The 25030-nt window shown below is 46.5% G+C and carries 23 protein-coding genes; 15 read left to right on the top strand and 8 right to left on the bottom strand.

The window, feature by feature from the left end:
* Window positions 1–123: 123 nt before the first annotated feature.
* Window positions 124–372, top strand: coding sequence for a hypothetical protein (locus ACSNJE_RS06500; protein WP_474658431.1), 249 nt, complete (start codon window positions 124–126; stop codon window positions 370–372).
* 88 nt (window positions 373–460) lie between these two features.
* Complete coding sequence (locus ACSNJE_RS06495; protein ID WP_013119973.1) at window positions 461–961, top strand: nitroreductase family protein; 501 nt, start codon at window positions 461–463, stop codon at window positions 959–961.
* Between the two features lie 15 nt (window positions 962–976).
* On the opposite strand, the gene ACSNJE_RS06490 is transcribed toward ACSNJE_RS06495, so the two are convergent.
* Window positions 977–1603, bottom strand: coding sequence for a trimeric intracellular cation channel family protein (locus ACSNJE_RS06490; RefSeq protein ID WP_495252252.1), 627 nt, complete (start codon window positions 1601–1603; stop codon window positions 977–979).
* 208 nt (window positions 1604–1811) lie between these two features.
* Between ACSNJE_RS06490 and sigK the strand changes: the two genes are divergently transcribed.
* From sigK to ACSNJE_RS06450, 8 genes are all read left to right on the top strand, one after another.
* Window positions 1812–2519 carry an RNA polymerase sporulation sigma factor SigK gene (gene sigK / locus ACSNJE_RS06485; RefSeq protein WP_041587705.1) on the top strand — a complete coding sequence of 236 codons (708 nt, stop codon included), beginning with the start codon at window positions 1812–1814 and terminating at the stop codon, window positions 2517–2519.
* 278 nt (window positions 2520–2797) lie between these two features.
* A complete protein-coding gene (locus ACSNJE_RS06480) occupies window positions 2798–3769 on the top strand; it encodes an ABC transporter ATP-binding protein (RefSeq protein WP_013119976.1) in 972 nt (323 codons plus the stop codon).
* A gap of 1 nt (window position 3770) precedes the next feature.
* Window positions 3771–4727, top strand: a complete 957-nt coding sequence (locus ACSNJE_RS06475) for an ABC transporter ATP-binding protein (protein ID WP_013119977.1) — start codon at window positions 3771–3773, stop codon at window positions 4725–4727.
* A 32-nt stretch (window positions 4728–4759) separates the two neighbouring features.
* The gene (locus ACSNJE_RS06470) at window positions 4760–6355 is read left to right on the top strand and encodes an ABC transporter substrate-binding protein (protein WP_495252251.1); all 1596 of its coding nucleotides are present in this window, start codon (window positions 4760–4762) and stop codon (window positions 6353–6355) included.
* 12 nt (window positions 6356–6367) lie between these two features.
* Entirely contained in the window at window positions 6368–7315 is a 948-nt protein-coding gene (locus ACSNJE_RS06465) for an ABC transporter permease (RefSeq protein WP_013119979.1), read from the top strand.
* An 11-nt stretch (window positions 7316–7326) separates the two neighbouring features.
* Entirely contained in the window at window positions 7327–8163 is an 837-nt protein-coding gene (locus ACSNJE_RS06460; protein ID WP_013119980.1) for an ABC transporter permease, read from the top strand.
* A 12-nt stretch (window positions 8164–8175) separates the two neighbouring features.
* On the top strand, window positions 8176–9048 hold the full coding sequence (locus ACSNJE_RS06455; protein ID WP_495252250.1) for a DUF1028 domain-containing protein: 873 nt from the start codon (window positions 8176–8178) through the stop codon (window positions 9046–9048).
* Window positions 9049–9082: 34 nt separating this feature from the next.
* Window positions 9083–9988, top strand: a complete 906-nt coding sequence (locus tag ACSNJE_RS06450; RefSeq protein WP_495252249.1) for an acetamidase/formamidase family protein — start codon at window positions 9083–9085, stop codon at window positions 9986–9988.
* 57 nt (window positions 9989–10045) lie between these two features.
* Here the strand turns inward: ACSNJE_RS06450 and ACSNJE_RS06445 are convergent, their stop codons facing one another.
* From ACSNJE_RS06445 to cotE (ACSNJE_RS06415), 7 genes are all read right to left on the bottom strand, one after another.
* On the bottom strand, window positions 10046–11587 hold the full coding sequence (locus tag ACSNJE_RS06445) for a putative amidoligase domain-containing protein (protein WP_495252248.1): 1542 nt from the start codon (window positions 11585–11587) through the stop codon (window positions 10046–10048).
* A gap of 28 nt (window positions 11588–11615) precedes the next feature.
* Window positions 11616–12698 (bottom strand): YheC/YheD family endospore coat-associated protein, encoded by a 1083-nt coding sequence (locus tag ACSNJE_RS06440; protein WP_495252247.1) that lies wholly within the window; start codon window positions 12696–12698, stop codon window positions 11616–11618.
* 32 nt (window positions 12699–12730) lie between these two features.
* Window positions 12731–14206: a YheC/YheD family endospore coat-associated protein gene (locus tag ACSNJE_RS06435; protein ID WP_495252246.1), complete on the bottom strand. Its 1476-nt coding sequence runs from the start codon at window positions 14204–14206 to the stop codon at window positions 12731–12733.
* Entirely contained in the window at window positions 14181–15623 is a 1443-nt protein-coding gene (locus ACSNJE_RS06430) for a YheC/YheD family endospore coat-associated protein (RefSeq protein ID WP_495252245.1), read from the bottom strand. The genes ACSNJE_RS06435 and ACSNJE_RS06430 overlap by 26 nt, the downstream gene beginning before the upstream one ends.
* Before the next feature lie 3 nt (window positions 15624–15626).
* Window positions 15627–17033: a YheC/YheD family endospore coat-associated protein gene (locus ACSNJE_RS06425; RefSeq protein ID WP_495252244.1), complete on the bottom strand. Its 1407-nt coding sequence runs from the start codon at window positions 17031–17033 to the stop codon at window positions 15627–15629.
* Between the two features lie 143 nt (window positions 17034–17176).
* Window positions 17177–17785 carry an outer spore coat protein CotE gene (gene cotE, locus ACSNJE_RS06420; protein ID WP_495252243.1) on the bottom strand — a complete coding sequence of 203 codons (609 nt, stop codon included), beginning with the start codon at window positions 17783–17785 and terminating at the stop codon, window positions 17177–17179.
* A 25-nt stretch (window positions 17786–17810) separates the two neighbouring features.
* Window positions 17811–18356: an outer spore coat protein CotE gene (gene cotE, locus ACSNJE_RS06415; RefSeq protein ID WP_013119989.1), complete on the bottom strand. Its 546-nt coding sequence runs from the start codon at window positions 18354–18356 to the stop codon at window positions 17811–17813.
* Window positions 18357–18589: 233 nt separating this feature from the next.
* Here cotE (ACSNJE_RS06415) and ACSNJE_RS06410 point away from each other — a divergent pair, with 233 nt between their 5' ends.
* The 5 genes from ACSNJE_RS06410 to adhE all read left to right on the top strand — a co-directional run bounded on the left by ACSNJE_RS06410 (window position 18590) and on the right by adhE (window position 25027).
* Window positions 18590–19753, top strand: coding sequence for a hypothetical protein (locus tag ACSNJE_RS06410; RefSeq protein ID WP_495252242.1), 1164 nt, complete (start codon window positions 18590–18592; stop codon window positions 19751–19753).
* A 12-nt stretch (window positions 19754–19765) separates the two neighbouring features.
* The gene (locus tag ACSNJE_RS06405; RefSeq protein ID WP_495252241.1) at window positions 19766–20626 is read left to right on the top strand and encodes an ABC transporter ATP-binding protein; all 861 of its coding nucleotides are present in this window, start codon (window positions 19766–19768) and stop codon (window positions 20624–20626) included.
* A complete protein-coding gene (locus ACSNJE_RS06400; protein ID WP_495252240.1) occupies window positions 20580–21386 on the top strand; it encodes an ABC transporter permease in 807 nt (268 codons plus the stop codon). Before ACSNJE_RS06405 ends, ACSNJE_RS06400 begins: the two co-directional genes overlap by 47 nt.
* A gap of 2 nt (window positions 21387–21388) precedes the next feature.
* Complete coding sequence (locus tag ACSNJE_RS06395) at window positions 21389–22192, top strand: ABC transporter permease (protein ID WP_013119993.1); 804 nt, start codon at window positions 21389–21391, stop codon at window positions 22190–22192.
* Window positions 22193–22318: 126 nt separating this feature from the next.
* Window positions 22319–25027 (top strand): bifunctional acetaldehyde-CoA/alcohol dehydrogenase, encoded by a 2709-nt coding sequence (gene adhE, locus ACSNJE_RS06390; RefSeq protein WP_495252239.1) that lies wholly within the window; start codon window positions 22319–22321, stop codon window positions 25025–25027.
* The last annotated feature ends 3 nt before the right edge of the window (window positions 25028–25030 follow it).

Below are 25030 nucleotides of genomic sequence, written 5' to 3'. Positions count from 1 at the left end.
ACTGCCCTGGGCTACATTGAAAAAGAGGTAATCCGTCGTACCCCATGCAGGTGTGTAGATTAAAACACTGCGTAATGCATGTTCAGGCACCGGTTGGGGAACACTGTTTCCGAGGTGAAAAATTTGTTATTAGATACAGCAACAGGTATTTTGGAGAAATTGGTAAAGGAAATCAGGGAGACAGACCCGGCAAAAAGAGATCATTTGGTCAAAAGTGCTACCATGCTGTTGGAAATTTCGACGGAAGCTTTAAAAGATAATCCGGAGTTTCGGCGGGCTTTTGCCATGGTACATTCTGAATTTCTGAAGTATCCCGAGTGCGCTGATACTTTGGAACAAGGGATCAAAGCATATAGAGAGCATCTGGGTTAACAGGGCAGAAAAATCTTCTATTCAGGCAGGGGACACGGAATTTGCGGCTAATTATAAATTGTAAAAACAAAAGCGTGGAGGGATGTCAATGGAAGCTATTTTTTCGCGCAGGAGTATTCGAAAATATACGGGCGATGCTGTGCCGGACGACACTGTGAAAGACCTTTTGCGGGCGGCGATGAGCGCGCCATCAGCGGGTAATGAACGCCCCTGGCATTTTATAGTTATTAAAGATCGCCAAATCCTGACCCAAGTTCCGGAATTTCACCCTTATGCCCATATGCTTAAAGAAGCTCCTTTGGCTATCCTGGTCTGCGGTGATGAACAACTGGAAAAGTTTAAAGGGTATTGGGTACAGGATTGCGCCGCAGCAACAGAAAACATCCTCATTGCTGTGCAGGCCAAAGGACTGGGCGCCGTATGGCTGGGTATTTATCCGGTCGAAGAACGCATGACAGGTCTGAGAAAACTCCTCAATATACCCGATAATATTATCCCTTTTTCCCTTGTTTCTATCGGTTACCCGGCAGAAGAGAAACCGCCGGTCGAACGGTACGATGAAACAAGAGTCCATTACGATAGATGGTAAAGGGACCCAGCTAAATTAAAAGTTGTTATTAACATCTCTGTTATTAATCTTTGGTACAGGCAGGTTCATCTTGAAATTCATGGCGATAAGTCTGATTAATAAAGTGGTCGCAAAACAGATATAGAGCGGCCAACTTCCATGGAAAAAAATCCTTGAATAATACTGGGCCAAGACTCCGATAATGGATGCTGTGGCGTAGATTTCTTTCCTGAAAACCATGGGTATTTCCTGGACAAAGATATCCCGCAGGATGCCGCCTCCGGTTCCTGTTAACACGCCAAGGGAAACGGCCACTGAAAGGGAGGCGTAGTCGCCGGCAAAGGCAAGACGCGCCCCGTTGGCCGTAAATACGGCTAAACCAATAGCATCAAATATCAGGATAACATTGGTTAAACGGAATAAGTACCTGTAAAAAATCCAAACACCAACGGTGGAAACTAAGGCAATGGTGATATAAATGGGATGTCTGAAGGCCAGAGGCGGGGTATTGCCTATAATTAAATCCCTGGCTATACCTCCGCCGATAGCCGTCGTAATGGCTAACATCAACACCCCGAAAAAATCCAGGCGTTTTTTAATGCCTGTTAAAGCACCGGAAACTGCAAAGGCTACTGTTCCTATTATTTCAAAGATACTCAGCAAAAGCAGACTAACCGCCCCCCTACGAATCACCTATGCATATTTGATTGGAGTATAATACAAAAAATAACTGATTTCAATATGATCCGGACTTATTTATAATATAAAAAATTACCACTGCTAAGACTGGCACCATTCCCTTACTGACAGAATAAAATTAAATTGATGGAGTTATGGTTCGATGAGAATATTTTGGGGGTGGGGCTTTTTTATGGTATCGGGACTGTGGACGGCAATTGCTTTGGGCGCTCTGAACGCTTTATTATTATTGGTATCCTATATTTCGAATAACACCTTTCCTCAACCTTTAAGTGAAGAGGAAGAGCAAAAGTATCTGGAACTGTTGGAAAAAGGCGATGAAGAGGCGAGAAATGTTCTGATCGAGCGTAATTTGAGGCTGGTTGCCCATATTGTTAAAAAGTTTGACGGTGCGTTGGATGATAACGATGATTTGATTTCTATTGGTACCATTGGATTGATTAAAGCCATCAACACTTTTAACAGGTATAAGGGAACCCGCCTGGCTACATACGCTGCCAGATGTATCGAGAACGAAATCCTTATGCACTTGCGGGCAACCAAGAAAAACCGGGTTGAGGTATCCCTTTACGACTCTATCGGTGTTGATAAAGAAGGTAACGAGATAACCCTGATTGATGTTTTGGGAACAGAATCGGAAATTGTTCTTGATACTGTGGAGAGCCTGTTTGAACAGCGCAGGCTTCTGGAAAAGGTCAAGAAGCTAAGTTACCGGGAGAAGAACGTACTGCAGCTTCGTTTCGGTTTAGTGAACGGCATTCGCAAGACTCAGCGGGAAATCGCCCGGAAGCTCGGCATCTCCCGGTCCTATGTAAGCAGGATAGAGAAGCGGGCGTTGAATAAGCTGACGAAGGATTTTAAGGCGGAAGGGTGTCAGTGAAAGGTTTTCGTCTGAAAAACCAAAGTTGAAGTTAAGGGCAGGTTTGCTTTTTTCTCATGTTGAAGCTCGCCCATTTTTTCGGATTACCCGACTGTTATGGTAGAAAAAATTATTATATTGCGAAAAAAAGTTAAATAGTTTAAAATAAAATTCATAGAAGTTTGCCGCGGCTCCTAAGCGGTAACTTTGTTTTTTTATACGGTATTATTGGCATTTTTTGTCTGGTTTTCTTGACAACGGATTAGAGCGATTATTATGAATATCTTTGAGGTGAAGATATGACAGGGAAAAAGGAAGTCCTGAGGGTACATAATCTTAAAATAAATTTAAAACGAGAGAGGCGGAGCTATCCCTTGGTAAAAGGGGTGGATTTTTCTCTTTATGAGGGGGAAACTGTGGCATTAGTCGGTGAGTCGGGTTCGGGTAAAAGTTTGACAGCCCTTTCGATAATGGGACTACTGCCTAAACCGCCGCTTGAAATTGAATCAGGTGAAATACTGTTCGACGGCAGGGATTTGAACAAGTTGTCGGAAACAGAAATGGAGAAAATCCGTGGCGATAAAATCAGCATGATATTCCAGGAGCCCATGACTGCCCTGAACCCTGTATTCACTGTGGGAGAACAGATTGCGGAAGTGTTGCGGTACCACAGGAATTATGACAAAAAAAGTGCTTTGGCGGAAGCTGAAAAACTTTTGGCACATGTGGGAATACCTGAACCGGCTAAAAGAGCGGCAAGCTACCCGCATCAATTAAGCGGCGGTATGCGGCAGCGGGCCATGATAGCCATGGCTCTGGCCTGTTCGCCGCGGATTCTTATAGCGGACGAGCCTACCACGGCTTTGGATGTGACTATTCAGGCCCAGATACTCAAGCTTTTGCTGGACCTGAAAAAAGAGTACGGGACCACTATTCTGCTGATAACGCACGATTTGGGTGTGGTGGCTCAGGCAGCCCAGCGTACTATGGTTATGTACCTGGGTAAAATTTTGGAAAATGCTCTTACTGATGAGCTGTTTAAGAAGCCTATACATCCATACACCCAAGGTCTGCTCAATTCAATTCCGCGCATAGCCGCACAAAAAGGACCATTAACGGTTATCCCCGGATTTGTTCCAAACCCCTGGGAAATTCAACAGGGTTGCGGATTTGCACCCAGGTGCCCCAAAGCAAGTGAGCGCTGCTTTAAGGAGATTCCGCCATATAAAGAATATGGGGAAGGCCATTGGGCAGCTTGTTGGGAGGCGTAACATGAACGAGGTCTTAATCAGAACAGAAAAACTCAATAAGTTGTTTCCGGTTAAAGGACATAAAGGGAAAACCGTAAAAGCCGTGACTGATGTATCGTTAAATATCTATAGGGGAAGGACCCTGGGAGTTGTTGGTGAATCAGGTTCCGGTAAATCCACCCTGGGGCGACTGATCCTACGCCTGATAGAGCCAACTTCCGGCGAATGTTTCTATGGCGACAAAAATGTGTATTCCTTGTCACGAAAAGAATTGAACCTATTGAGAGAGAAAATGCAGATTGTTTTTCAGGACCCTTTTTCTTCCTTAAATCCCCGGCAAAAAATAGGCAGTATTTTGTGGGAGCCTTTGGTCATCCATAACAGGACTTCGGGGTTAAACAAGGAAAAGGTTGTCGGCGAACTTTTAAATAAAGTTGGCCTTGGGGAGGAAGCGGCCAACCGGTACCCGCATGAGTTTTCGGGCGGGCAACGGCAGCGGATTGCCATAGCGCGGGCTTTGGCATTGAAACCTGAGTTTGTTGTATGCGACGAACCGGTATCAGCTTTGGACGTTTCCATTCAGTCGCAGATTATTAACCTGTTGGAAGAGTTAAGACAGAAAGAAAATATTACCTATATGTTTATTGCCCACGGGTTAAACGTGGTTAGGCATATCAGTGATTATGTGGCTGTTATGTATCTGGGGGAAGTTGTAGAATATGCCGCCGTCGATGACTTATTCTCTTCACCTCTGCATCCTTATACCAAAATGCTCATTGGAGCGGCTCCGGAACCGGATCCACGGGTGCAACTTGATTTTAACCTGATCCAGGGCGAAATTCCTAGTCCCATTGACCCGCCCCCAGGTTGCCGTTTTCATACCAGGTGCCGGTACGCCACCGAGGCTTGCCGACAAACGTCACCGCCGGTAAAGAACATAAGCGAAGACCGGTGGGTGCGTTGTCATTTATATAAATAAAATTAAAGATTATAAGGAGGAGAAGCAGGAAGATGTGGAAGAGGTTTGGATTAACTTTACTAGTGCTGTTTCTTGCACTGGGCTTGATCGGCTGTGGCGGTAAGGGAGACGGCCAGGCCCAGGGTGATTCTCAGGGCCCTTCGCAGATAGTAGTCGGTCTGCAGGCAGAGCCTACTACGTTGGACACCAACCAGATGTCCGATTTCAATTCCACCCGTGCAGGGATGGAAATGTTTGAGGGGCTGGTACGTTTTAAAGATGAGAGTACAGAAATTGAGCCCTGTCTTGCTGAAAAGTGGGATATATCGAAAGACGGTCTTACATATACCTTTTACTTGCGCAAAGATGTCAAGTTCCATGACGGCACACCGTTTAACGCCGATGCCGTTAAGTTTACCGTTGACAGGCAGATCGATAAGAACCACCCCTACCATAACACCGGTGAATTTGCTTATGCCGATTTCACTTTTGGTAAGGTGAAAGAGGTCAAAGTGGTTGACCCCTATACAGTAACCTTTGTTTTAAAGGAGCCTTTCGCTCCGTTCCTGGCCAACCTGGCTATGCATTCGGCCACCATTGTTAGCCCCGAAGCCGTCAAAAAATACGGCAAAGATTTTAGTAAAAACCCTGTTGGAACCGGCCCATATAAATTTGTAAAATGGGAGCCGGGTGTAGAGATAATTCTGGAGAAAAACCCTAATTACTGGGGTGAAAAGGCCAAAATTGACCGCCTGGTGTTCAAGCCTATTGTTGATGATACCACCAGGGTTACTGAATTAGAATCCGGCAATGTTGATTTTATCGTAGGTGTTTCACCTGATGATTTGAGCCGCTTAGAAGCTAACCCTGATTTCAAAGTTATCAAACAACCGGGTATGCACACTTGGTGGACAGCCATGAATACTCTGAAAAAACCCTTTAACGATGTACGCGTACGTCAGGCTGTAAACTATGCCATTAACCGCGAAGCCATCGTAAAAGATATTCTTAAGGATACCGGTGTGCTGGCCAATTCTCCGCTGCCGCCGGTAATCTGGAGCCATACCGACGACGTAACCAAATATGAATATAATCCCGAAAAAGCCAAGCAGCTTTTAAAAGAAGCCGGCTATCCAAACGGTTTTGAAGTAACCTACTGGGTGCCCGAGTCCGGTTCCGGTATGCAGCAGCCTACTACCATGGCCACTGCTATTCAGGCCGATTTGGCTAAAGTAGGTATTAAAGTCAAGATTCAAACCATGGAATGGGGTACTTACCTGGACAAAGTTTTCTCGCCGCCAGATAAAAACGACATGCTGATGCACCAGATGTCCTGGGTCGGCGATAACGGAGACCCTGACAACTTCCTTTACATTTTGTACAGCAGTAAGCAGTATCCAACCGACGGATTTAACGACAGCTACTATAAGAACCCCAAGCTGGATGAACTGCTGGACAAAGCCAGGTCTGAGCAGGATCAGAACAAACGGGCAGCTATGTATGAGGAGGCCCAGAAAATTATTACTGCCGACGCTCCTGTTGTTTTAGTCGATCACGAGACTCAGATTGTGGCTATGAAGAAAAACATTGAAGGATTCAAGTTGCATCCAACGGGAGTTTTCCGGTTTAGAGGAGTTACAATAAAGTAGTGGAGGATCATTATGGGGAGATATATTTTCCGACGGATATTAAGCCTAATACCGGTTCTCATTGGCGTAAGTTTTCTGGTTTTTATTATCATGCACTTAGCTCCCGGTGATCCGGCGGAAATCATTCTCGGTCCCAAAGCCACAACGGAAGCCCTGGCTGAGCTCAGGTCTCAGCTGGGGCTAGACCTCCCCTGGTATGTTCAGTACCTGCGTTGGATTGGGAAGGTGTTTGTCGGTGACTGGGGCCGTTCGATACAATTAAAAAGGGAAGTCCTACCCCTTATACTGGACAGGTTTGGCGCAACGGCCATTTTGGCTTTGGGAAGTATGCTGTTTGCTGTAATTTTCGGCTTAATAGCAGGAATTGTTTCAGCCATTAAGCAGTACACCTTCTGGGATCGGTTGCTTATGCTGATTGCCCTTGTTGGCTTCTGCCTGCCTGTGTTCTGGTTGGGTATCATTTTGCAGATTATTTTCGGCCTGAAACTGGGAGTTCTTCCCGTATCGGGAATGCACAGCCCCGGTGGCAGCGGATTTTTGGATATGCTGAGGTACCTTATCCTGCCCAGCCTGGCTTTGGCAGCCGGTTCTTCAGCAGTAATCGCCCGGATGACCCGTTCGTCCATCCTGGAAGTTATACGGCATGATTACATTCGTACGGCTAAAGCCAAGGGATTGCCGAAAAAGATAGTTATTTACAAGCATGCGCTGAAAAACGCTTTAATTCCTGTGCTTACTGTTACCGGCCTGCAGGTAGGATACGTACTTGCCGGAGCCGTGCTGGTGGAAATCGTTTTTGGCTGGCCGGGCATAGGCACGTTAATGGTGAACGGTATACTGGCCCGGGATTTTCCGTTGGTGCAGGGAATTATTCTTTTGGTGGCCTCCAGTTATGTGCTGGTCAACCTGATTGTTGATATCTTATATGCTTTTGTGGATCCACGGATTAGTTACAAATAGGGGGGATAGGGGTGCAGAATGAAGTTTTAAAACGGCTTCTTAAAGATAAAGCGGCCATTGTAGGCGCCCTGGTTTTAGTTACAATACTGGTACTCAGTTTGCTTGCCCCGCTGATTGCTCCCTATGACCCTAATGCCATCGATACCTTTAACCGTTTGAAGCCTATTGGTACACCGGGTCACATTCTTGGCACCGATGAGTTGGGCCGGGATATATTGTCCAGATTGTTATGGGGGGGCCGAATTTCTGTAGCGGTTGGCTTTTTTGCCGTTGCCTTTGCCATGTTTTGGGGCGTCCTGATAGGTCTGCTGGCCGGATATTACAAAGGTTTTTTTGACACATTGGCCATGCGGTTTATGGACATTTTGCTGGCTTTTCCTTATGTACTGCTGGCCATTGCCATCATTGCGGCCCTGGGCCCCGGACTTGTTAACGCCATGCTGGCCATTGCCATTGTTGGTATACCCTATTACGCCAGGATAATCCGCGGGACGGTGTTGTCCCTGAAGGAAAAAGAATTCATTGAAGCTTTGCGGGCGTTGGGAGCCAGCGATTTCAGAATAATGTTCAAACACATTCTTCCCAATAGTTTAGGCCCTCTGGTTGTTGCGGCAACCCTGGATGTAGGCTGGATGATTGTGGCAGCGTCAGGGATGAGCTTTTTAGGATTAGGCGCACAGCCGCCTACATCTGAATGGGGGCTGATGCTGAGCCTTGGCAGGAAATATATCAGGGTGGCGCCTCATCTTTCACTGTTGCCTGGTTTAATGATTTTTCTGGTTGTTTTATCTTTAAACTTGCTCGGCGATGGGTTGCGAGATGCACTGGACCCCAAACTTAGAGATTAAGAGGAGGAAATTATGGCTAAACTTGTTGCAACTTATTCCATATGTGGTTTAGATCCAAAGACGGGCGAAATTGGTGTTGCGGTGCAGTCGAAATTTATGGCTGTTGGTGCGATAGTGCCTTATGGGAAGGCAGGGACAGGTATTGTGGCCACCCAATCCTGGGCTAATACCAGTTTTGGTCCGGATGCTATGAAATTATTGAAGGAAGGCAAATCTCCCCAGGAAATTCTGGAGATTTTACTGGCGAAGGATGAGCACCGCGAGTTACGCCAGGTTGGTATTTTAAGCGCCAATGGGGACAGCGCCGCTTATACAGGCAAAGACTGCTTCCCCTGGGCCGGCCATAAGACAGGACCGAATTTCTCCTGCCAGGGGAATATTCTAGTTGGCCCGGAAACTGTTGAGGCCATGGCCGAAACCTTTATCAAAACGGAAGGCGATTTGGCTGAACGTCTACTAAAGGCTCTCGAGGCCGGAACCAATGCGGGTGGCGACAAGCGTGGCAAGCAGTCGGCGGCGCTGGTTGTGCTTAAAGAAAAGGGAGGTTATGGGGGCTTTAATGACCGGTACATAGATCTCCGCGTAGATGACCACCCGGAGCCGGTCCGGGAATTAATCAGACTGCACGGATTATATAAACTTTATTTCTATAAAACCAGGCCGGAAAATGTCCTGCGCGTGGAAGGAGACCTTTTCAGGGAATTGCAGCAGCTTTTAGCTGATTGGGGTTATTATAAAATAGAAACGGGCGCCGCAGAACCAACGCCGACCTTCTGGGAAGCGCTGCATGAATTCCACCTCATGGAAAACTTCGATGAGCGCATTCAGCCACAGGGTTTTATTGACCTGGAAGTGGTAGAATTTATGCGCAAAAAGACCCAATAAATGAAGTTGCATTTCAGTAAATGGGGTTAGATTGATGAAAATCAGAGCAGATAAAGTAATTTACGGGTTTAACCCTGATTTGGAGGCGGTTGCCGTTGCCCGGTCGGGGGACGTGATCGTATTTGAAACCTTGGATTGTTTTGCCAACCAGATAGTTGAGGCCGAACAATCGGTTGATAATATCGACTGGGAACAGATTAACCCCGCCACCGGCCCGGTTTATATAAAAGATGCCCGGCCTGGTGACAGCATCCGGGTGAGTATTTTGAAAATAGACCTGGCTGACCGGGGGATTATGGCTGCCATTCCTGATTGCGGTGTGCTGGGTAACAGGGTAAAAGAGCCGGAAATCAAAATTCTTCCCATTAAGGGCAGTACCGCTTATTTTAATGATATTGCGCTGCCGGTAAAACCGATGGTGGGTGTTATCGGCGTGGCGCCGGCGTCCGGTGAAATGCCTTGTGGTATACCCGGGGCCCACGGCGGAAATCTGGATACCAACCTTATTTGTGCCGGCAACGACCTTATTTTACCGGTGGCTGTACCAGGCGCCTTGTTGGCTTTGGGTGATGTCCACGCGCGTATGGGAGACGGAGAAGTATGGGTTACCGGTATTGAGACGGCAGCGGAAGTTACGGTAAGGGTAGAGGTGCTGAAAAACTTTTCTGTTAAAGAACCCGTTGTTATGAATGACGAAATTACAGCGTTCCTAAGCTCAGCGGCAACACTGGATGAGGCTGTGACAAAAGTGACCGAGTATGCCGTTGACTGCCTGGTGAAGCTGGGGTTATCTTTTAATGATGCCGGTATGCTCTTAAGCGCTGTTGGAGACTTACAAATATCGCAGGTTGTAGATCCGTTAAAAACAGTACGCTTGGTTGTCCCCCGCTGGATTTTAACCAGATATGGATTTAACCCGGACCGGCTGAAAAGCCTTTAAGTTCCCGTACGGTTTACTTAAAGGCTTTTTCTTTTTTTTAAAACTGAACTCAAAATATCAGTTTTTGAACCACGACATTCCGGGGATTTCCAGCCTCCATTTCATCCGTATGTCCTGCTGTTCATCCCAGGTTTCCCGCCTGGAGATCATGTCTGGTATAATTTGCAGCTCTTTTTCATATTTCCAATAGGTATGGGTTTGCTTAATATCTTCCCACAGCAGGGGAAACAGTTCGTAGAACTTTTCACTCTGGCCTTTGTAGAAGGCCCTTTGCATTTCATAAGACTGGAAGAAGTCACGCTTTAGGCTGTGGTGTTCGTAGGCCACCAGTAGGGCCAGACACAGTGTAGCTCTTGTGATTTCCGGTGAAACCAGCCAACTGCCCAAGGTACGGTATTCAAAACCGCCGTGTGGTTTATTTCTTATATTGCCAAGACCGCCGTATTGTTTTCTGCGTTTAACCGCGGCTTCACGATCTTCAATTAAGCTCACAGGTATGGCCAGGTAATTATCCAAAGCCCGCAGCAGAGCCGATGATAATTCGACACCTGAAAAATGAATGTGGCCGCCGATTTGGTATCTGTTATAATGTATGCTACCGGCCAACCATTCTACGTTTTTATAGGGGATGCGGGTTACGCCGTACTGCAGGCTGTGCCGGATTTTTTCGGTCAGCCTCAGGGGACAGGTATCGGGTGTCGGACGAATTTCAGCCAGCGGATAAAGTCTACCTTCCCGACGTTCGCTTCGTTCATCATAACCAAATAACCCGTCTTTTTGAATAAAATGCGAAGGGTAAATAAGGTTACCGTTATCTTTGTTTCTTAGAATAAACTCGGGGTCAGCCCCCAGCCATATCTCTCCGGATGCCGGTCGGTGCTGCCTAGCCAGTAAGCGCTTTTTTATCAGTTGCACCAGTTTGGGCGATGCTTCCGGATGTGGATTAGGAACAGGGTTGACATCAAGAACTACCGGACGGTTTTTCATATCAACACATAATCTTACCTTGGCAAAGTCAAGCCCTAACAGGTGGGTTGCCTTTACTGCCAGAAGACAGGCTTTTTCGGTATCAGAGTCCAAATTGACGGGAACAGGTTCGTATTGTTCGGAGGGTGTAGACAGCCAAAGGGATGTATTACTTACAACCGGTACCTTTTTTTCCAGGTAAAAGACCTTGGCATCAAATACCCAGGCTTTGTAGTCCCGCAGGGTAGGGATGTATTGGACAAAAAAGTCGGCTTTTATCCTGGCCACTTCGGCATAGCTGTAAATTATTCGGTCTCGGTTACTTTCTCTTGGATGCAAATGCCTGGCTACTAAGGGATAAGGTGAAGAAGGAGTGGGCACAGTGATTTTAGGTTGCCGAATCCTGTTCAGCCTGAGAAACTGCAAAGCCTTTTCCCGATTCAGGGCATTAACCAGAGACTCTTTTCTGTTTAAGGTAAGGTCCCGGTTGTCTGTACCTTGTATATTTCCCCACCGGACAAGGGGGCCTGTTATCTCATGCGGTGGGGCTGTTTGACAGTTAAAACCGGCAAAATATTTTTTCCAACTGCTGCCTGAATTATCTTCGCAGTGCAGTAAAACGGGCTTTTGCAAGGCTTACCCTCCTTAAGGCAGCATATGGTCAGGTTTTTACCAGATAGTTGACATAATGCATCAGACGGACCAGGGATTTAGCCCTGATTAAGGGTTCATCAAATTTGAATGGTTTGGAATTAACTTCAAAAACCCATATTTTCCCCTTTTTATCAATGCCGATATCAAATTCCATTTCGCCAAACTGCTCTTTTAAAGCCCTTTCTATCAGAGCGGGCACGATTTGGCCAATGCGGGACAGCTTATTAAGCAGCAGTTGGGCATTTTTTTTGCCGAAAACCTGCTTGAGCAGGTGGTAGCCGGGAGCACGACAACCGCCGTACATAACGTGCGTAGTGATACTTCCTTCGCCCGCTATACGGGCGGCAAAGCCTGTTTTTTTCCATTGGCCGTTTTTGTCTTTTTGGTATAAAACCCGGAAATCGAAGGGCCGGCCGTCCACCTGAGCCAAGGATATCCCCTTTTGAATCAGGTAAGGGCTGTTGTGGAAGGGTAGGTCTGACCAGGCCCCGTTTAAATTATCATGGGTAAAGGCGGTTTGGTTCTTATTGGCATCCCAGAGTATTATCTGGTTCTGTTCCTTTTCATGAGTTATCCGAAAAATACCTATTCCCAGACTGTTGTCAACAGGCTTGATATAAAGGGTAGGATATTTTTGCAGCATAGCCCGGAAGTTTTCTATAGACCACTTATGGGTTTCAGGCAGCAGGTTTTTGGTGAAACGGTACGAAGCCAGTATCCGGTAAATTGACCATTTATTCAGGAAAAAGGGATTAAAAAACCGTTTTCCATAAGCCTGCTTTATTTTGCTCAGTATTTCGCGGTACTCATTTTTTTGTTCAATGGAACGGTTAGGCAGCCGGTTATAAATTACCGTTGGCATAGGAAACGGAACTTGTTTCCAGGCCAGGCCTGACTCTTTAGGAACGTAGCCCAATAGCAAACGATTATCCCATTCTATATCTTCAGGTGTAATAACAAAAGCATTCCAGCCTCTTTTCCGGGCTATATTTATGATTTCCAAAAAAGGTTCTGTTTGCCCACCAAAAGGGAGGTCTGATGTTGGTCTTAAACTGCTTAAAATCGCAAGACTGGGGCCTTTTTTGAGCAAACTTTTTACCTCCTTATCCGTTTGGTCAATTATTATATACTATGTGGGTAAAAGCCGGTAAAGAACCTGGCAAATTCAAGGGGACGCAGGAAAGAACGTTCTATTCTCTGGGTCAATCCTACGGAGGTGGTCAGAGCCCTGAAAGGCTTGGAGTTAACTTCAATCAACCATAGTTTTCCATGCACGTCGATGCCGAAGTCAAGGCCCAGTTCAGCCCATATGCCCGGAAAACATTCTTCAACAGCCAAAGCAACCTCTTCCGCTGCCCGGCGAATGTTTTCACCAATACCAGCCGGTTGGAGGAAATCTTCATTAAATACCTGCCTGATTACTTCAACTATAGATTTTGCCACCGCTCCTCCGTTTAGGTTGGCAGTGAGTCCGCCAGGCTGTACAATGCGCACATAGGCTTTCGTTCTGCGCCAGCGACCGAAACGGTCTTTCTGCATGAGCAGCCGTATATCAAATTCCCGGCCTTCATATAAAGCTAAAGGAACAGCCTGCTGCATCAGGTATACACGGTTTTCCATAACGGGACGGAGAATTTTGACCAGTTCTGCCGCTCCCCTCTGTTCACCTTCGATAATAACGCCGTCTTTTGTTCGGTATTTGTACTTAAACTGTTCTCCTTCCTTGGAAATCTTGATAATTCGCCTACCCAGGCTTCCGGAAGATGGTTTCAAATAAATCTGCCGGTGCCTGTCAGCGAACAGGGCCAGGGTTTCCGGCCCGGCAAAAACTGTTCCCTCAGGTAAGTAGCGGTGGGCAATGGCATGGACTACTAGTTTTTCATGCACCTCGCATTTGTCCAGAAATCCGGGGTTAAAAACGGGAATTTGCATGATATTCTGGATATAAGCTAGAGCATTTTGACAAGCATCCTGTTTTTCCCAGTAACGTGAAGGAATCCGGTTATAAACAATATCAGGCCAGGGCAGGGTCAACTGCATCCAGCGCATTGGAGGTTCCCGGTTTTTGGAAGCATCATAACTGTTCTCTGAATCTCCCTGCACGATACATTCTTCGTCGGCGTCCGTTTGTGGTAATTCGGGAATATAACCACTGACAAATATATTGTCCGGCAAGATATCTTCCGGTGTAAAAACGTAAACCAGAGCGCCTGCCTTGGATGCTCTGTCGCACAGGGCCCGCAAGAATTTGGCCTGTCTTCCGAAGGGGTTCTCAGGATTGTCGAATTTTACTGTTAACAGACCGATCAGCGGTCCAATTCTTATTATCCTGCCGAGCAAACGCAGGGTCAGTACAGAGCCGGCCGGAATGTTAATACGGCTGGCAAGGGTTTTTGAACAACTGATTTTATTGTGCAGGGGATGAGTATGTTCGTTAATTTTTACCAGGATCTGGGTATGGAAGGAGCCGGTTTGCAGTATATAGGCAGCGTTTGCTTCCAGACCCAGTTTTTTAAAAAGTCTGGCCGGAAAATAAAGAGCATAGTCACAGCCCGCGGCCGGTTCCGACCATTCAATCTGTATAAAGATTGGATTCATAGTAGTCACCTGTGTTGTTTTGTGGATTTGAAAAACCGGACAAGTATCTGGCGTAATCAATGATGTTTATTATGGATTGTACTTTAAGGTGCGGCTGATTTTTGGGAAAGACTTTACGGGACGGTTTAGAATTTACCTCGATTAGCCAAACATGACCTGTTTTGCTAATACCGACATCAAGGCCTAACTCGGCAAAGTCTCCCAGTTCTTCCTCCAGGGTTTTGTGTACGTTGCTGCCCAAGTCCAACAGTTTTTGCCGGGTTTCACTGGTTTTCCAGTCCCCGAAAGTAAAGGACTCCCATAATTTTTCGATTGGTATAGCTGTCCCTCCGGCAGCAATATTCGGGAAAATGCTGTTTTCTGAAGCAACTCTGGCCACTGTAGCTGCTGTTGTCCACCGGCCGGACCCGTTTTTCTGAAGCAACACCCTAACGTCAAATACTCTTCCCTGGTAGGTTAGCAGGTCCAGGCCCTGCTGCACCACGTATAACCTGCGGCCAAGAAGTTTTGTGAGTTCAGTTTGCAGGGCCAGTCTGTCGGGCCAGATACCGCTTTGATTTTTTCGTTTTCTGCGGTATTGAAATTGAAAGCCGGCAGGTACTTTTTCCAGTTTAATTATGTTGGCGCCCAGGCTGCCGTTGATAGGTTTGATATATACTCTGCCGTATTTGTTCAGGAATTCGGTTATGTCGTTAAAATTCCTGAGCAGCGCTGTTTGCGGTAAATATTCGACCATACCGGGGTTGCGGCTTAAAATTGTGTGTGTTTCCCATTTATTCAGGAACCTTGGGTTAAAGTGGTGTAGACCGGGGACTTTTTGCAGGTTTTTAACCGTCTCGGTAATCAAATCTTTGCGTTCGGAGCTGCGGTTCAGAATCCGGTTGTAAACTACATCTGGAAATGGAAAGGTGTCTTTTCGCCACAATACATTTCCGTCAGGCAATGGTGTGGCAATATACCCGTTTATTTTCTGATTGGGCCAGTCAATGTCCTGAGGCGCAAAGGCAAAAGATATGACTCCGTATTCCCGGGCAATTTTCGAAAACAGTTGCAGCATGGGTCTTTGCGTCGTGAAGGGAGGGATCCTGAGCCTTTTATTTCTGGTAATCAGGTAACCCAGGAGAGGGCCGATTTTTATTGTTTTTTTCGGCCTGTCAACCAGAGCCGTTAAAGCAAGAGATTCCGGCAGATTAAGGTGTTTGCAGGTAATTTTGGGTAAATAAAGCTGAAACCCGGGGTCAACTCTTGAGTTGGTTGATTGGTTCAACCTGTACAGATTTACTTTAACTTCGTTGCAGCCGGCCTTTATGGTAAAAAGTTCGCTCTCCGTGCAGTCAAGGGCTTTGAACCCTTCTTCAGTGAGATAGGCTTTATCTGCAGTTTCTGTGGAGATGGTTTTAATCTCTAAAAACAACATGTTTTAAATCAGCTCCTGTTCATTATTTTGCATTTTTCCGAAACCTGCCAGGTACAGGGCGTACTCGATTGGTCTGGAGACAGCCTGTTTGGTTAAATGGGTTGGCCCAATTTTGGTAAACACTGTACGGCCGGGAACCGCATTAAGTTCAATTAACCAGATTTTACCTGTGTTGTCTATACCGACGTCTACCGCAATTTCACCGAATTGAAGACCGCTTACCTGCTCAACCCAACTGCAGGTAAGAAAACTGAGATGTTCAATTTCGCTTTGCATTTGATATGCTTTTTCCGCTCCAAAGAGGGCAGACAGTATTTGTTCTAAAGGCTGAGCCGTTCCGCCGGCATGTAGATTGGTAGTAATCGCATTGGAACCTCCCAACCGGGCCGCCATCCCTGTTAATCTCCACTTTCCGTCCAGGCCTTTTTGCATCAGGACCCTTACGTCGAAAGGTCTTGCCTGGTATTGGGCCAGGTTGAGGTCCTGCTGAACAATAAACTTTTTATTGAGCATCTGTTTATCCAGGAGATCCTGCCACATTTGGTCCAGGTTGCCGTAAACTGAGCGGTAAATCACTTTCTTTTTCGGGTACTCACAGGTGTATGAATTTCTGTCACGCCTGACCCGCAATATACCTCTGCCTGAACTGCCGCCGGAAGGTTTAAGATAAACAGAACTGTGACGCGCAATAAAGTTTTTGGCCGCTTCGGCTGCCTGAATATGTACCGTGGTAGGCAGATATCTCCGTAAAACGGCATGTTCGCTTAACCAGAGATGAGTCCGCCACTTATCGAAAAATTTAGGGTTAAAAAACTTGTCGCCCCAGGCAGCCCGCAGATACCGCCGGACCTTTATGCTAGTCATTTTATGTGGTCCTTTTGGGAAGAGGCCTCTGTCGTAAAATACATCGGGCAGGGGAAGGGCCTTTTTTGTCCACCGCAGTCCGGTGGCGGATTTTTCCAGTACATGTCCGTATGTAAAACCGGCGTTGATATTGAGGTCTTCGGGAGCAACAACATAAGTTAAGGCGTACATTTTCCTGGAAACCTGACATAACTTTCTGAAATAGGAAGTCTGTTCGCTGAAAATTCTTCGGCCGGCCAGGTTTTTGTAACCATAGATAGCGATAAAGGGTCCCAGCCGCAGGGTACCCCTGCCCGGCAGGACCATCAGGTCCAGCTTTAGTTCCGGTGGTATATAAAGTTGTGCGGCGGTAGCCGGAGAAATTGATATGGTCTGGGGAAGAAAATTTGATTCTTTTAGGTTGGCCCTGGCCTGTCTGTTACCGGCAAATATGGTTACCGGTTGGTCCGGCTTAACCTGTAATGCAAGCAGAAGATGACCGGGGACAGAACAGGTTTCAGGCGCCAGGCTTGCATCCACCCTGATCGCGAAGTTTTCCGGTATCATGTAAATACTGAGCCCCTCTCTGTAAAAGGAAAAATTACGGTTCTTACCACACTTTATAGTATGTGAGAGGGCATAGAATTGATAGCATAGCATTGATAATGAAACAAAAAAGCGTCCGGTTTTAGAGCAGACGCTTTCCTGGTTTATTTTATGTAATCATCTTCATTTATGTCTTCGAGGTCACAGATATCATCAGGATATAATTCCTGAATAAATGTATTTATTTGCGGTGCAACCAGTTCTATACCGCCAGCCAGATAAGGATCCTGGGGCAGAAAATCGATGGTTTTGACAAATAACTTGGTAGTACCGATTACCTCTACTGCTAAACCCTGTTCAATTTCCAGTCGAATAATTTTTGATTGGCCGTCTTCCGTCAGGTAGGCTTTTTTGCACTTTGGCCGGGAAGTTATCTCTCCCCTGGCCTGGGCATCGTTAAAGTCTTCCTCAGCAAAAGTGGTAATCGGAATAGTTTCTATATAATCAATAGTCTTCTTGACAGAATGGGTGTCCTGGCCTGCTGCATACCATACGTGAAGGTCGTATTGTCCTTCTACTTTAACCATTTTCCTGGCGCTGACAGATTCCAGCGGGACAGCGCTTTTCAGCCTGGCATTGGTTACGTAATGGCCGAGAATTTGAACCTCACCTGGTTCTGGAACTCTTATGTTAACCACATTTTGTTGCTGAATCTGCCCTTTACCGCAGACAGCTTTGGTTATGATTTCCCGCATCAGGGGTTCGTTGGTCATTTGCATTCCTCCTTCCGGATTAGCCTTAATAAATCCTGGCAGCGCTATTTCCGGGGATGGGGTATACTTGAACATAAACTTTGGTTTCACCGATTATTTCTGCGTAAAGTCCCATTTCAATTTCCACTTTTATCTGGTTCTGACCGGAAACCAGGGTCCTTATACACTGCGGGGCTTTAGTAAGAATTGCCCTGGCGTCCATGGGCCCGATTATCCCTTCGCTGATATCGTCTATAGGGATTATTTCGGTAAATTTAACAGTTTCTTTGGCTACATCGGTAGCCTGGTCGTTGTTGTAGGAATACCAAACGTTAATGTCAAAGGTGCCGCTTACCCGGACGGTTTTCTTACCTGAGGGAGAAATTTCTGTCTTTAAGGGTTCAGTCAGCCTGTACCTGGTTATTGAAGATCCCAGAACACTGGAAGGAACTCTGCCGGCGGGGACGGGAAGGTATTCAACATACCTGAAATTTTGCTTTCCTGAACCACATACAGCCTTGGTTATAATCTCCCGGTAGTAATTTTGTTCCATGTTTTCACCTTTTTCGAGCTTGCCGTTAATTTCGGCCATTTAACAATCCCCTCCTAAATTTAGATTTTGGCCATTTTGCAACGAGACAATATTTATTGGCCAAAACTTCATTACAAAGTCTTGGCTCTTTTTCAACGACACCCCGCTTTCCCCAGTAGCTTTTTATGCTACAATATCATATGTTTGTGGTTAAAAGTTGGTGACACAAAAACTACACATAATTTTGTCCTTTTCCCAATATTTTTTTAAAAAATGATGCCGGGAGAAAGGCTATGCTAATAATAAACAAAAGGAATTGGGCTGTTTTTGGCTGTTGTCTGGGACTGCTCTTTTGTCTTATCATATTTTTATACCTGTACAACCCTATAATAAAAATTGAACTTTCCGGCAATCAGGTACCGGGACAAATTGTTTTAAGCCAAAGTGAACAAAAGATGCTTATTCGGGAATTAACCCGTGCTCAATTTATCGGCCGAGGCGTTTGCCAAGCGCCGCGATTAACTTTGTCCGTTCGGAAGAAAAAGGGAATGGATAGATATCTGATTGATAAGGACAATTTAATTTATGACTCAACAGGCCAAATAGTGCAGCCCGGCAAAAAGTTACAAGAACTTTTAACAGCACTGGAGCAGAAATTAAGGGACCGCAGCTTATACGGAGAAATGATTGCCTGGTCGGAAGCGGACAAAATATTCCCCCGGTTGGCCAGGGCACAGGTACAGGACTTTGATTCACGCTTGGCTTTTTGGGTGCAGAGAAGGGCAGGACGGGCTCATGCCGACGTTCAGCCGCTTACGGCCGAAGATACTGCTATTATGAAACAGATATACGGAGGAAAATGGAGCTGGAAGAGGCGCGCAATCCTGGTAAAGATCAAAGGCCGTAAACTGGCCGCATCCATGAACGGGATGCCCCATGGGGCGGGGGCCATTTCCGGGAATAATTTTCCCGGCCATTTCTGTATCCATTTTTATAATTCGAAAACCCATTCAGGACGGGTCAACCTGGAACACCAGGTCATGGTCTGGAAAGCTGCCGGTAAGTTTGGTGAAATGACCAGAAGGGCTGTCCCCAGGCGCATTATGGAGGTTTTCTTTACTGCGGTGGACCAGGGCGAAGTCAATCTGGCGGAACAGCTAATGGCCATAAAGGACAAAAAAGAAAAAAGGGACCTGAATGAGATTCTGCACAGGATAGAATGGCTTACGGTGAGTGGGTGCAAAGCTACGCAGGAATCTCCTGGACAAAGTGTTTTCCTGGTTAAACTGGAAGTGGGGTTGGAAAAGGAGCCGGGGAAATTGGAAAGAGAAGGTTACCTGCTACTTTGCAGAAGTAAGGGTGCGGCCCCGTGGAAAATAGACGGCAGCAGTTTGTTAAAACTATTAAAAAGTCAGGGAAAAGTTCAATGGCCGGGAGGAATTAAGGGCCAGGGGTAATAATACTACTATATGCCGATAATTGAGACAGAAAAACTGACCAAGGAATTTAAAGTGTTTAACAGAAGAGAAGGGTTGCTGGGGGCTGTTTATGATCTCTTTTCCAGGCGCTATCACACCGTTAAGGCAGTGCATGAGCTAGATTTTACCGTGGAAGAGGGGGAGATGGTAGGATATATTGGCGCCAATGGCGCCGGTAAGTCTACGACTATTAAAATGCTGACGGGTATTCTGACGCCTACCTCCGGCAAAGTTATGGTTAACGGCTATTCGCCATTTAAAGAACGCGAAAAATGCACCCGGGGAATAGGGGTGGTCTTTGGCCAGCGCAGTCAGTTGTGGTGGGATATTGCTGTCATAGAATCCTTTAAATTGCTGCGGAGGATTTATGAAGTACCTGAAAAGGTATTTCGCAGGCGCCTGGCAGATTTTACCGAAATTCTCGACCTAGGGCCCCTTTTAAACCTGCCGGTCCGTAAGTTAAGCCTGGGGCAGCGGATGAGATGCGAACTGGCGGCTGCACTACTGCACAATCCGCCGCTCCTGTTTTTGGATGAACCGACAATTGGGCTGGACGTGCTAGCCAAAGAAAAGATAAGGGATTTTCTAAAGAGAATAAATAAGGAAGAGAATACCACCATCCTTTTGACCACCCATGATCTGGGGGATATCGAAGCTCTGTGCCCGCGGGTCGCCATCATTGACCACGGCCGGATGATTTATGACGGAACCCTGGAGTCGCTTTTGAAAAGGTGGGGGCAGAAGGAACTGGAGGACATAGTAAAATTAATCTACCAGGGTTACCGGCCGGAAGGGGGGGACCCTGGTGAACACCAACAAATTCCTGCTCTACCTGGAATTAATCAGGCTTGAGTTTATCCGTATGCTGGCTTACCGGTCCACTTACCTGACCGGGATTTTCAATTATGCTATCCAGATAGGGGCTTATTACTTTTTATGGGAAGCCATCTACATCAACCGGAAGAGCCTGGCCGGGCTGCAGAAGGAACAAATGTTAACCTATGTAATTATCGCCTGGGTAGTCCGGTCTTTTTACTTTAACAACCTGGACCAGAAGATTACGAAAGAAATCCTCGACGGAAGCGTGGCAATAGAACTGATCAGGCCTTACCGTTATGATGCGGTGAAACTGGCCCGTAGTTTGGGAGAAGCTCTTTTCCGGCTCCTCTTTTTTTCCCTGCCCAGCGGTCTTTTTATTTACCTGCTGCGGCCTTTTTCATTGCCGCAGTCCTCGACAACCTGGGGCATTTTTGCTGCCGCTATGTTCGGGAGTTATCTTATCAACGCGCAAATAGCGCTCTTGTTTGGATATTCCGCTTTTTTTACCCACTCGACCAGTGGCGTGTTGCGGGCCAAAAGAGTGGTAACAGATCTTTTATCGGGCTTGATTTTGCCTATCAGCTTTTATCCGGACTGGGCGCAGAAGGCTTTGGCTTACTTACCCTTTCAGACTATCAGCTACCTGCCCAATCTGATATTTTTAGAACGGCTGCAGGGCTTGGCGGCTTTAAAAATATTGGTTCTGCAAGCTTTTTGGGTTGTGGTCCTCTATATATTAAACCGTATAGTATGGAGAATTGCCATTGGTCATGTAGTGGTGCACGGAGGGTAGAAGTGTTTAGGAGATTCCTGTGGTACTGTCAGATATTTTTGGGTTATTCCGCCCAATATTTAAAAACAAAAATGGCTTACAGAACTGATTTTCTCTTTTATATTTTATCAGATTTCTTGCTGCAGTCCATGAACCTGGTTTTTATCCTGGTAGTTTTCCGGCACGTGGACCAGATCAGGGGATGGTCCAGGGAAGAAATGCTCTTTATCTACGGGTTTTTTATGGTACCCTTTGGCTTTTACAGCGGGTTTTTTAACCATCTGTTTGATGTCCCTGAGAAGTATGTAATGGAAGGACAGTTGGACAGGATTCTGGTCAGGCCTTTAAATTCATTATTTCAAGTAATCATGGAGACCATGAATTTGGAATTAATTGCCGGTATTATACCGGGCCTGGTCATCATGGGTTACGCGGCGGCTTCCCTGAAATTACAGTGGTATTGGTGGGATATCCCGCTGTTTTTGGTTATGGTTTTGGGGGCCACCTTAATTTACGCTGGCATTTATGTCACCCTGGCCAGCCTGGGTTTTTGGTTTGAAGGGCGGATGGGACTGATGCCGATGGTTTACAACCTGTCGAACTATGGGCGGTATCCTGTTAATGTCTATAAAGGAATACTGCGGTTTATACTTACCTGGGTACTGCCCTTTGCTTTTGTAGGATTCTACCCTTCCACCATTTTGATGCGCCGCAGGGAATATTATGCCTATGCCTTGCTGACGCCTTTGGTTGGCCTAATATTTTTCACCACGGCATATTTTATATGGTCGCGAGGTATAAAACGTTATTTGAGTACAGGTAGCTGAAAAAGAGAAATTGCCTCCAAAGCTAAATTGCAATGTGGGCATAAAGTTCCTCCTTTTGGGGGAACTTTTATTATATAGAAAGAAGTTGCGCAGGTAAACTTGAGTATGTTTAACGGGGGAAAAGGTATGGAACAGAAAGATGTTTCTATTGACAGGCGCCTGGTTTCTCAGGAGATTGATGCCCTGGTCAGAAATGCCCAGGAGGCGCAAATGGAATTCTACAGGTTTAACCAGGAGCAGGTTGATAAAATTGTTAAAGCAATGGCTCTGGCGGGATTGGACCACCATATGGAACTGGCCAGGTTGGCTGTTGAAGAAACGGGCCGTGGCGTTTATGAGGACAAGATTACCAAAAATATATTTGCCACGGAGTCTGTGTACCATAGCATTAAATACCATAAAACTGTCGGCATAATACATGTAAACGAAGAGGAAGATTACATGGAAGTGGCAGAACCTGTAGGTGTGATAGCGGGCATAACACCGGTAACAAACCCGTCTTCCACTACGATGTTTAAGTCACTGATTGCCATGAAAACACGCAATCCCATTATTTTCAGCTTTCACCCGGGATCCCAGAAAACCTGTGCTACGGCAGCCAAAATTATGCGGGATGCTGCTGTACAGGCCGGGGCGCCGGCTAACTGTATAAGCTGGATAGAACACCCTTCCATAGAAGCGGCCAATATGTTGATGCACCATCCCGGAGTTTCTCTGATCCTGGCCACAGGAGGAGCCTCCATGGTCAAAGCGGCGTACAGCGCCGGCAAACCTGCCCTGGGCGTGGGGCCGGGTAATGTGCCGTGTTATATAGAGCAAAGCGCAAATTTAAAGAGAGCAGTCACGGATATCATTATGAGTAAGACCTTTGACAACGGCATGATTTGCGCATCGGAGCAAGGCCTGTTTGTAGACAGCGCTGTCAGTAACCAGGTTATGCGGCTGTTGGCAGACAACGGTTGTTACTTCCTGGCGCCGGAGGAAGTTAAAAGGCTGGAGGATTTTGCCACCTGCCAGCACAGTTGCTCGTTAAACCCTGATATAGTTGGGCAGTCAGCCTTTAAGATAGCCCAAATGGCAGGTATTTCGGTACCCGGGGATACCAAGATACTGATAGCTGTTCTGGAAGGTATCGGACCGGAATATCCCCTGTCACGGGAAAAGCTGAGCCCTATTTTGGCCTATTATACGGTCAGTGATTTCCGGGAAGGGATTACCCGGGCCGAAGAAATGGTGGAATTTGGCGGTTTGGGGCATTCGGCGGTTATACATTCGGAAAACCAGGCTGTCATTAACGAATTTGCCAAAAGGGTCCGTGTAGGCCGGGTGATAGTTAATGCTCCCGCTACCCATGGCGCCATTGGGGAGTTATACAATACCAATATGCCGTCTCTGACCTTGGGTTGTGGTTCCATGGGCCACAATTCCACTACTTCAAATGTCAGCGCCGTAAACCTGGTGAATATCAAAAGGGTGGCCAGGAGGAGAGTAAAAATGCAGTGGTTCAGGGTTCCGGAGCGGATATACTTTGAGTCCGGGTCAGTACAATACCTGGCGAAAATGCCCAATGTAAACAGGGCGATTATAGTCTGCGATCCGGCTATGGTGGAACATGGTTATGTAGAAAAAGTGACATATCATTTAAATAAAAGGGAAAACCATGTGGCCATTGAAATTTTTTCCGACGTTGAACCCGATCCTTCTGTGGAAACGGTGATGAAGGGCTGTGAAGTAATGCGGCGCTTTCAGCCTGATACGATAATTGCCCTGGGCGGCGGTTCGGCCCTGGATGCGGCCAAAGGTATGTGGTTGTTTTACGAATACCCTGATGTCGAATTTGAGTTTCTCAAACTCAAGTTTCTTGATATTCGCAAACGTACTTATAAGTACCCGAAACTGGGCCGCAGAGCAAAAATGGTGGCCATTCCCACTACCAGCGGTACGGGTTCGGAAGTAACGGCTTTTGCGGTTATTACCGATAAAGGACGGGCTGTTAAGTATCCTCTGGCTGATTACGAATTAACTCCTGATGTGGCCATCGTGGACTTTGACTTTGTCATGACGGTACCGCCTGCTGTTACGGCAGATACGGGTATGGATGTTCTGACCCATGCTATCGAAGCTTACGTTTCGGTCATGGCTTCCGATTATACCGACGGTTTGGCTTTAAAGGCTATCGAACTGGTCTTCCAGTACCTGCCAAGAGCTTATAAGAACGGCTCCGACCGGGTGGCGCGGGAAAAAATGCATAATGCTTCTACTATTGCCGGCATGGCTTTTACCAATGCTTTTTTAGGGATAAACCACAGTCTGGCCCATAAACTGGGCGGAGAGTTTCATATTCCCCATGGCCGGGCCAATGCTATCCTGCTGCCTTATGTTATCGAATACAATGCTCAGCGACCCACCAAATTTGTTTCCTGGCCCAAGTATGAGTACTATGTTGCGCCCGAAAAATATCAGAGGATTGCCAGGTATCTGGGACTGCCGGCAAGCAGTGTGGAAGAGGGCGTAGCCAGTCTGATTCAGGCTATCCGGCGATTGATGAAGGAACTCAATATGCCGTCAACTATAGGTGAATGCGGTGTCGATCCCGACGAATTTATCCGCAAACTGCCGATGCTGGCGGAAAAAGCTTTTGAGGACCAGACGACTGTTACCAATCCCAGGATGCCCCTGATAGAAGAATTAAAAGAAATTTATATTAAGGCCTTTGGACCTCCGCTGAGCCAATCCCAGCCCTTTGCGCCTCAGACGGACAACCATTATAAACAGGTAAGGGCTGCGGATAACTCCAAGCCTATGGGAGAAGAATTCCATAGTAGATTAAATTGAAAT

It is taken from the genome of Thermincola sp. GK-1 (assembly GCF_059412445.1).
This window is presented reverse-complemented; position numbering and strand designations above follow the sequence as displayed.

What these genes read in the sequence shown, in the direction of transcription:
- ACSNJE_RS06495 (WP_013119973.1), top strand. Translation starts at nt 461, where the DNA reads ATGGAAGCTATTTTTTCGCGCAGGAGTATTCGAAAATATACGGGCGAT.
- sigK (WP_041587705.1), top strand. Translation starts at nt 1,812, where the DNA reads ATGGTATCGGGACTGTGGACGGCAATTGCTTTGGGCGCTCTGAACGCT.
- ACSNJE_RS06480 (WP_013119976.1), top strand. Translation starts at nt 2,798, where the DNA reads ATGACAGGGAAAAAGGAAGTCCTGAGGGTACATAATCTTAAAATAAAT.
- ACSNJE_RS06475 (WP_013119977.1), top strand. Translation starts at nt 3,771, where the DNA reads ATGAACGAGGTCTTAATCAGAACAGAAAAACTCAATAAGTTGTTTCCG.
- ACSNJE_RS06470 (WP_495252251.1), top strand. Translation starts at nt 4,760, where the DNA reads ATGTGGAAGAGGTTTGGATTAACTTTACTAGTGCTGTTTCTTGCACTG.
- ACSNJE_RS06465 (WP_013119979.1), top strand. Translation starts at nt 6,368, where the DNA reads ATGGGGAGATATATTTTCCGACGGATATTAAGCCTAATACCGGTTCTC.
- ACSNJE_RS06455 (WP_495252250.1), top strand. Translation starts at nt 8,176, where the DNA reads ATGGCTAAACTTGTTGCAACTTATTCCATATGTGGTTTAGATCCAAAG.
- ACSNJE_RS06450 (WP_495252249.1), top strand. Translation starts at nt 9,083, where the DNA reads ATGAAAATCAGAGCAGATAAAGTAATTTACGGGTTTAACCCTGATTTG.
- ACSNJE_RS06435 (WP_495252246.1), bottom strand. Translation starts at nt 14,206, where the DNA reads ATGAATCCAATCTTTATACAGATTGAATGGTCGGAACCGGCCGCGGGC.
- ACSNJE_RS06430 (WP_495252245.1), bottom strand. Translation starts at nt 15,623, where the DNA reads ATGTTGTTTTTAGAGATTAAAACCATCTCCACAGAAACTGCAGATAAA.
- ACSNJE_RS06425 (WP_495252244.1), bottom strand. Translation starts at nt 17,033, where the DNA reads ATGATACCGGAAAACTTCGCGATCAGGGTGGATGCAAGCCTGGCGCCT.
- cotE (WP_495252243.1), bottom strand. Translation starts at nt 17,785, where the DNA reads ATGACCAACGAACCCCTGATGCGGGAAATCATAACCAAAGCTGTCTGC.
- cotE (WP_013119989.1), bottom strand. Translation starts at nt 18,356, where the DNA reads ATGGCCGAAATTAACGGCAAGCTCGAAAAAGGTGAAAACATGGAACAA.
- ACSNJE_RS06410 (WP_495252242.1), top strand. Translation starts at nt 18,590, where the DNA reads ATGCTAATAATAAACAAAAGGAATTGGGCTGTTTTTGGCTGTTGTCTG.
- ACSNJE_RS06405 (WP_495252241.1), top strand. Translation starts at nt 19,766, where the DNA reads ATGCCGATAATTGAGACAGAAAAACTGACCAAGGAATTTAAAGTGTTT.
- adhE (WP_495252239.1), top strand. Translation starts at nt 22,319, where the DNA reads ATGGAACAGAAAGATGTTTCTATTGACAGGCGCCTGGTTTCTCAGGAG.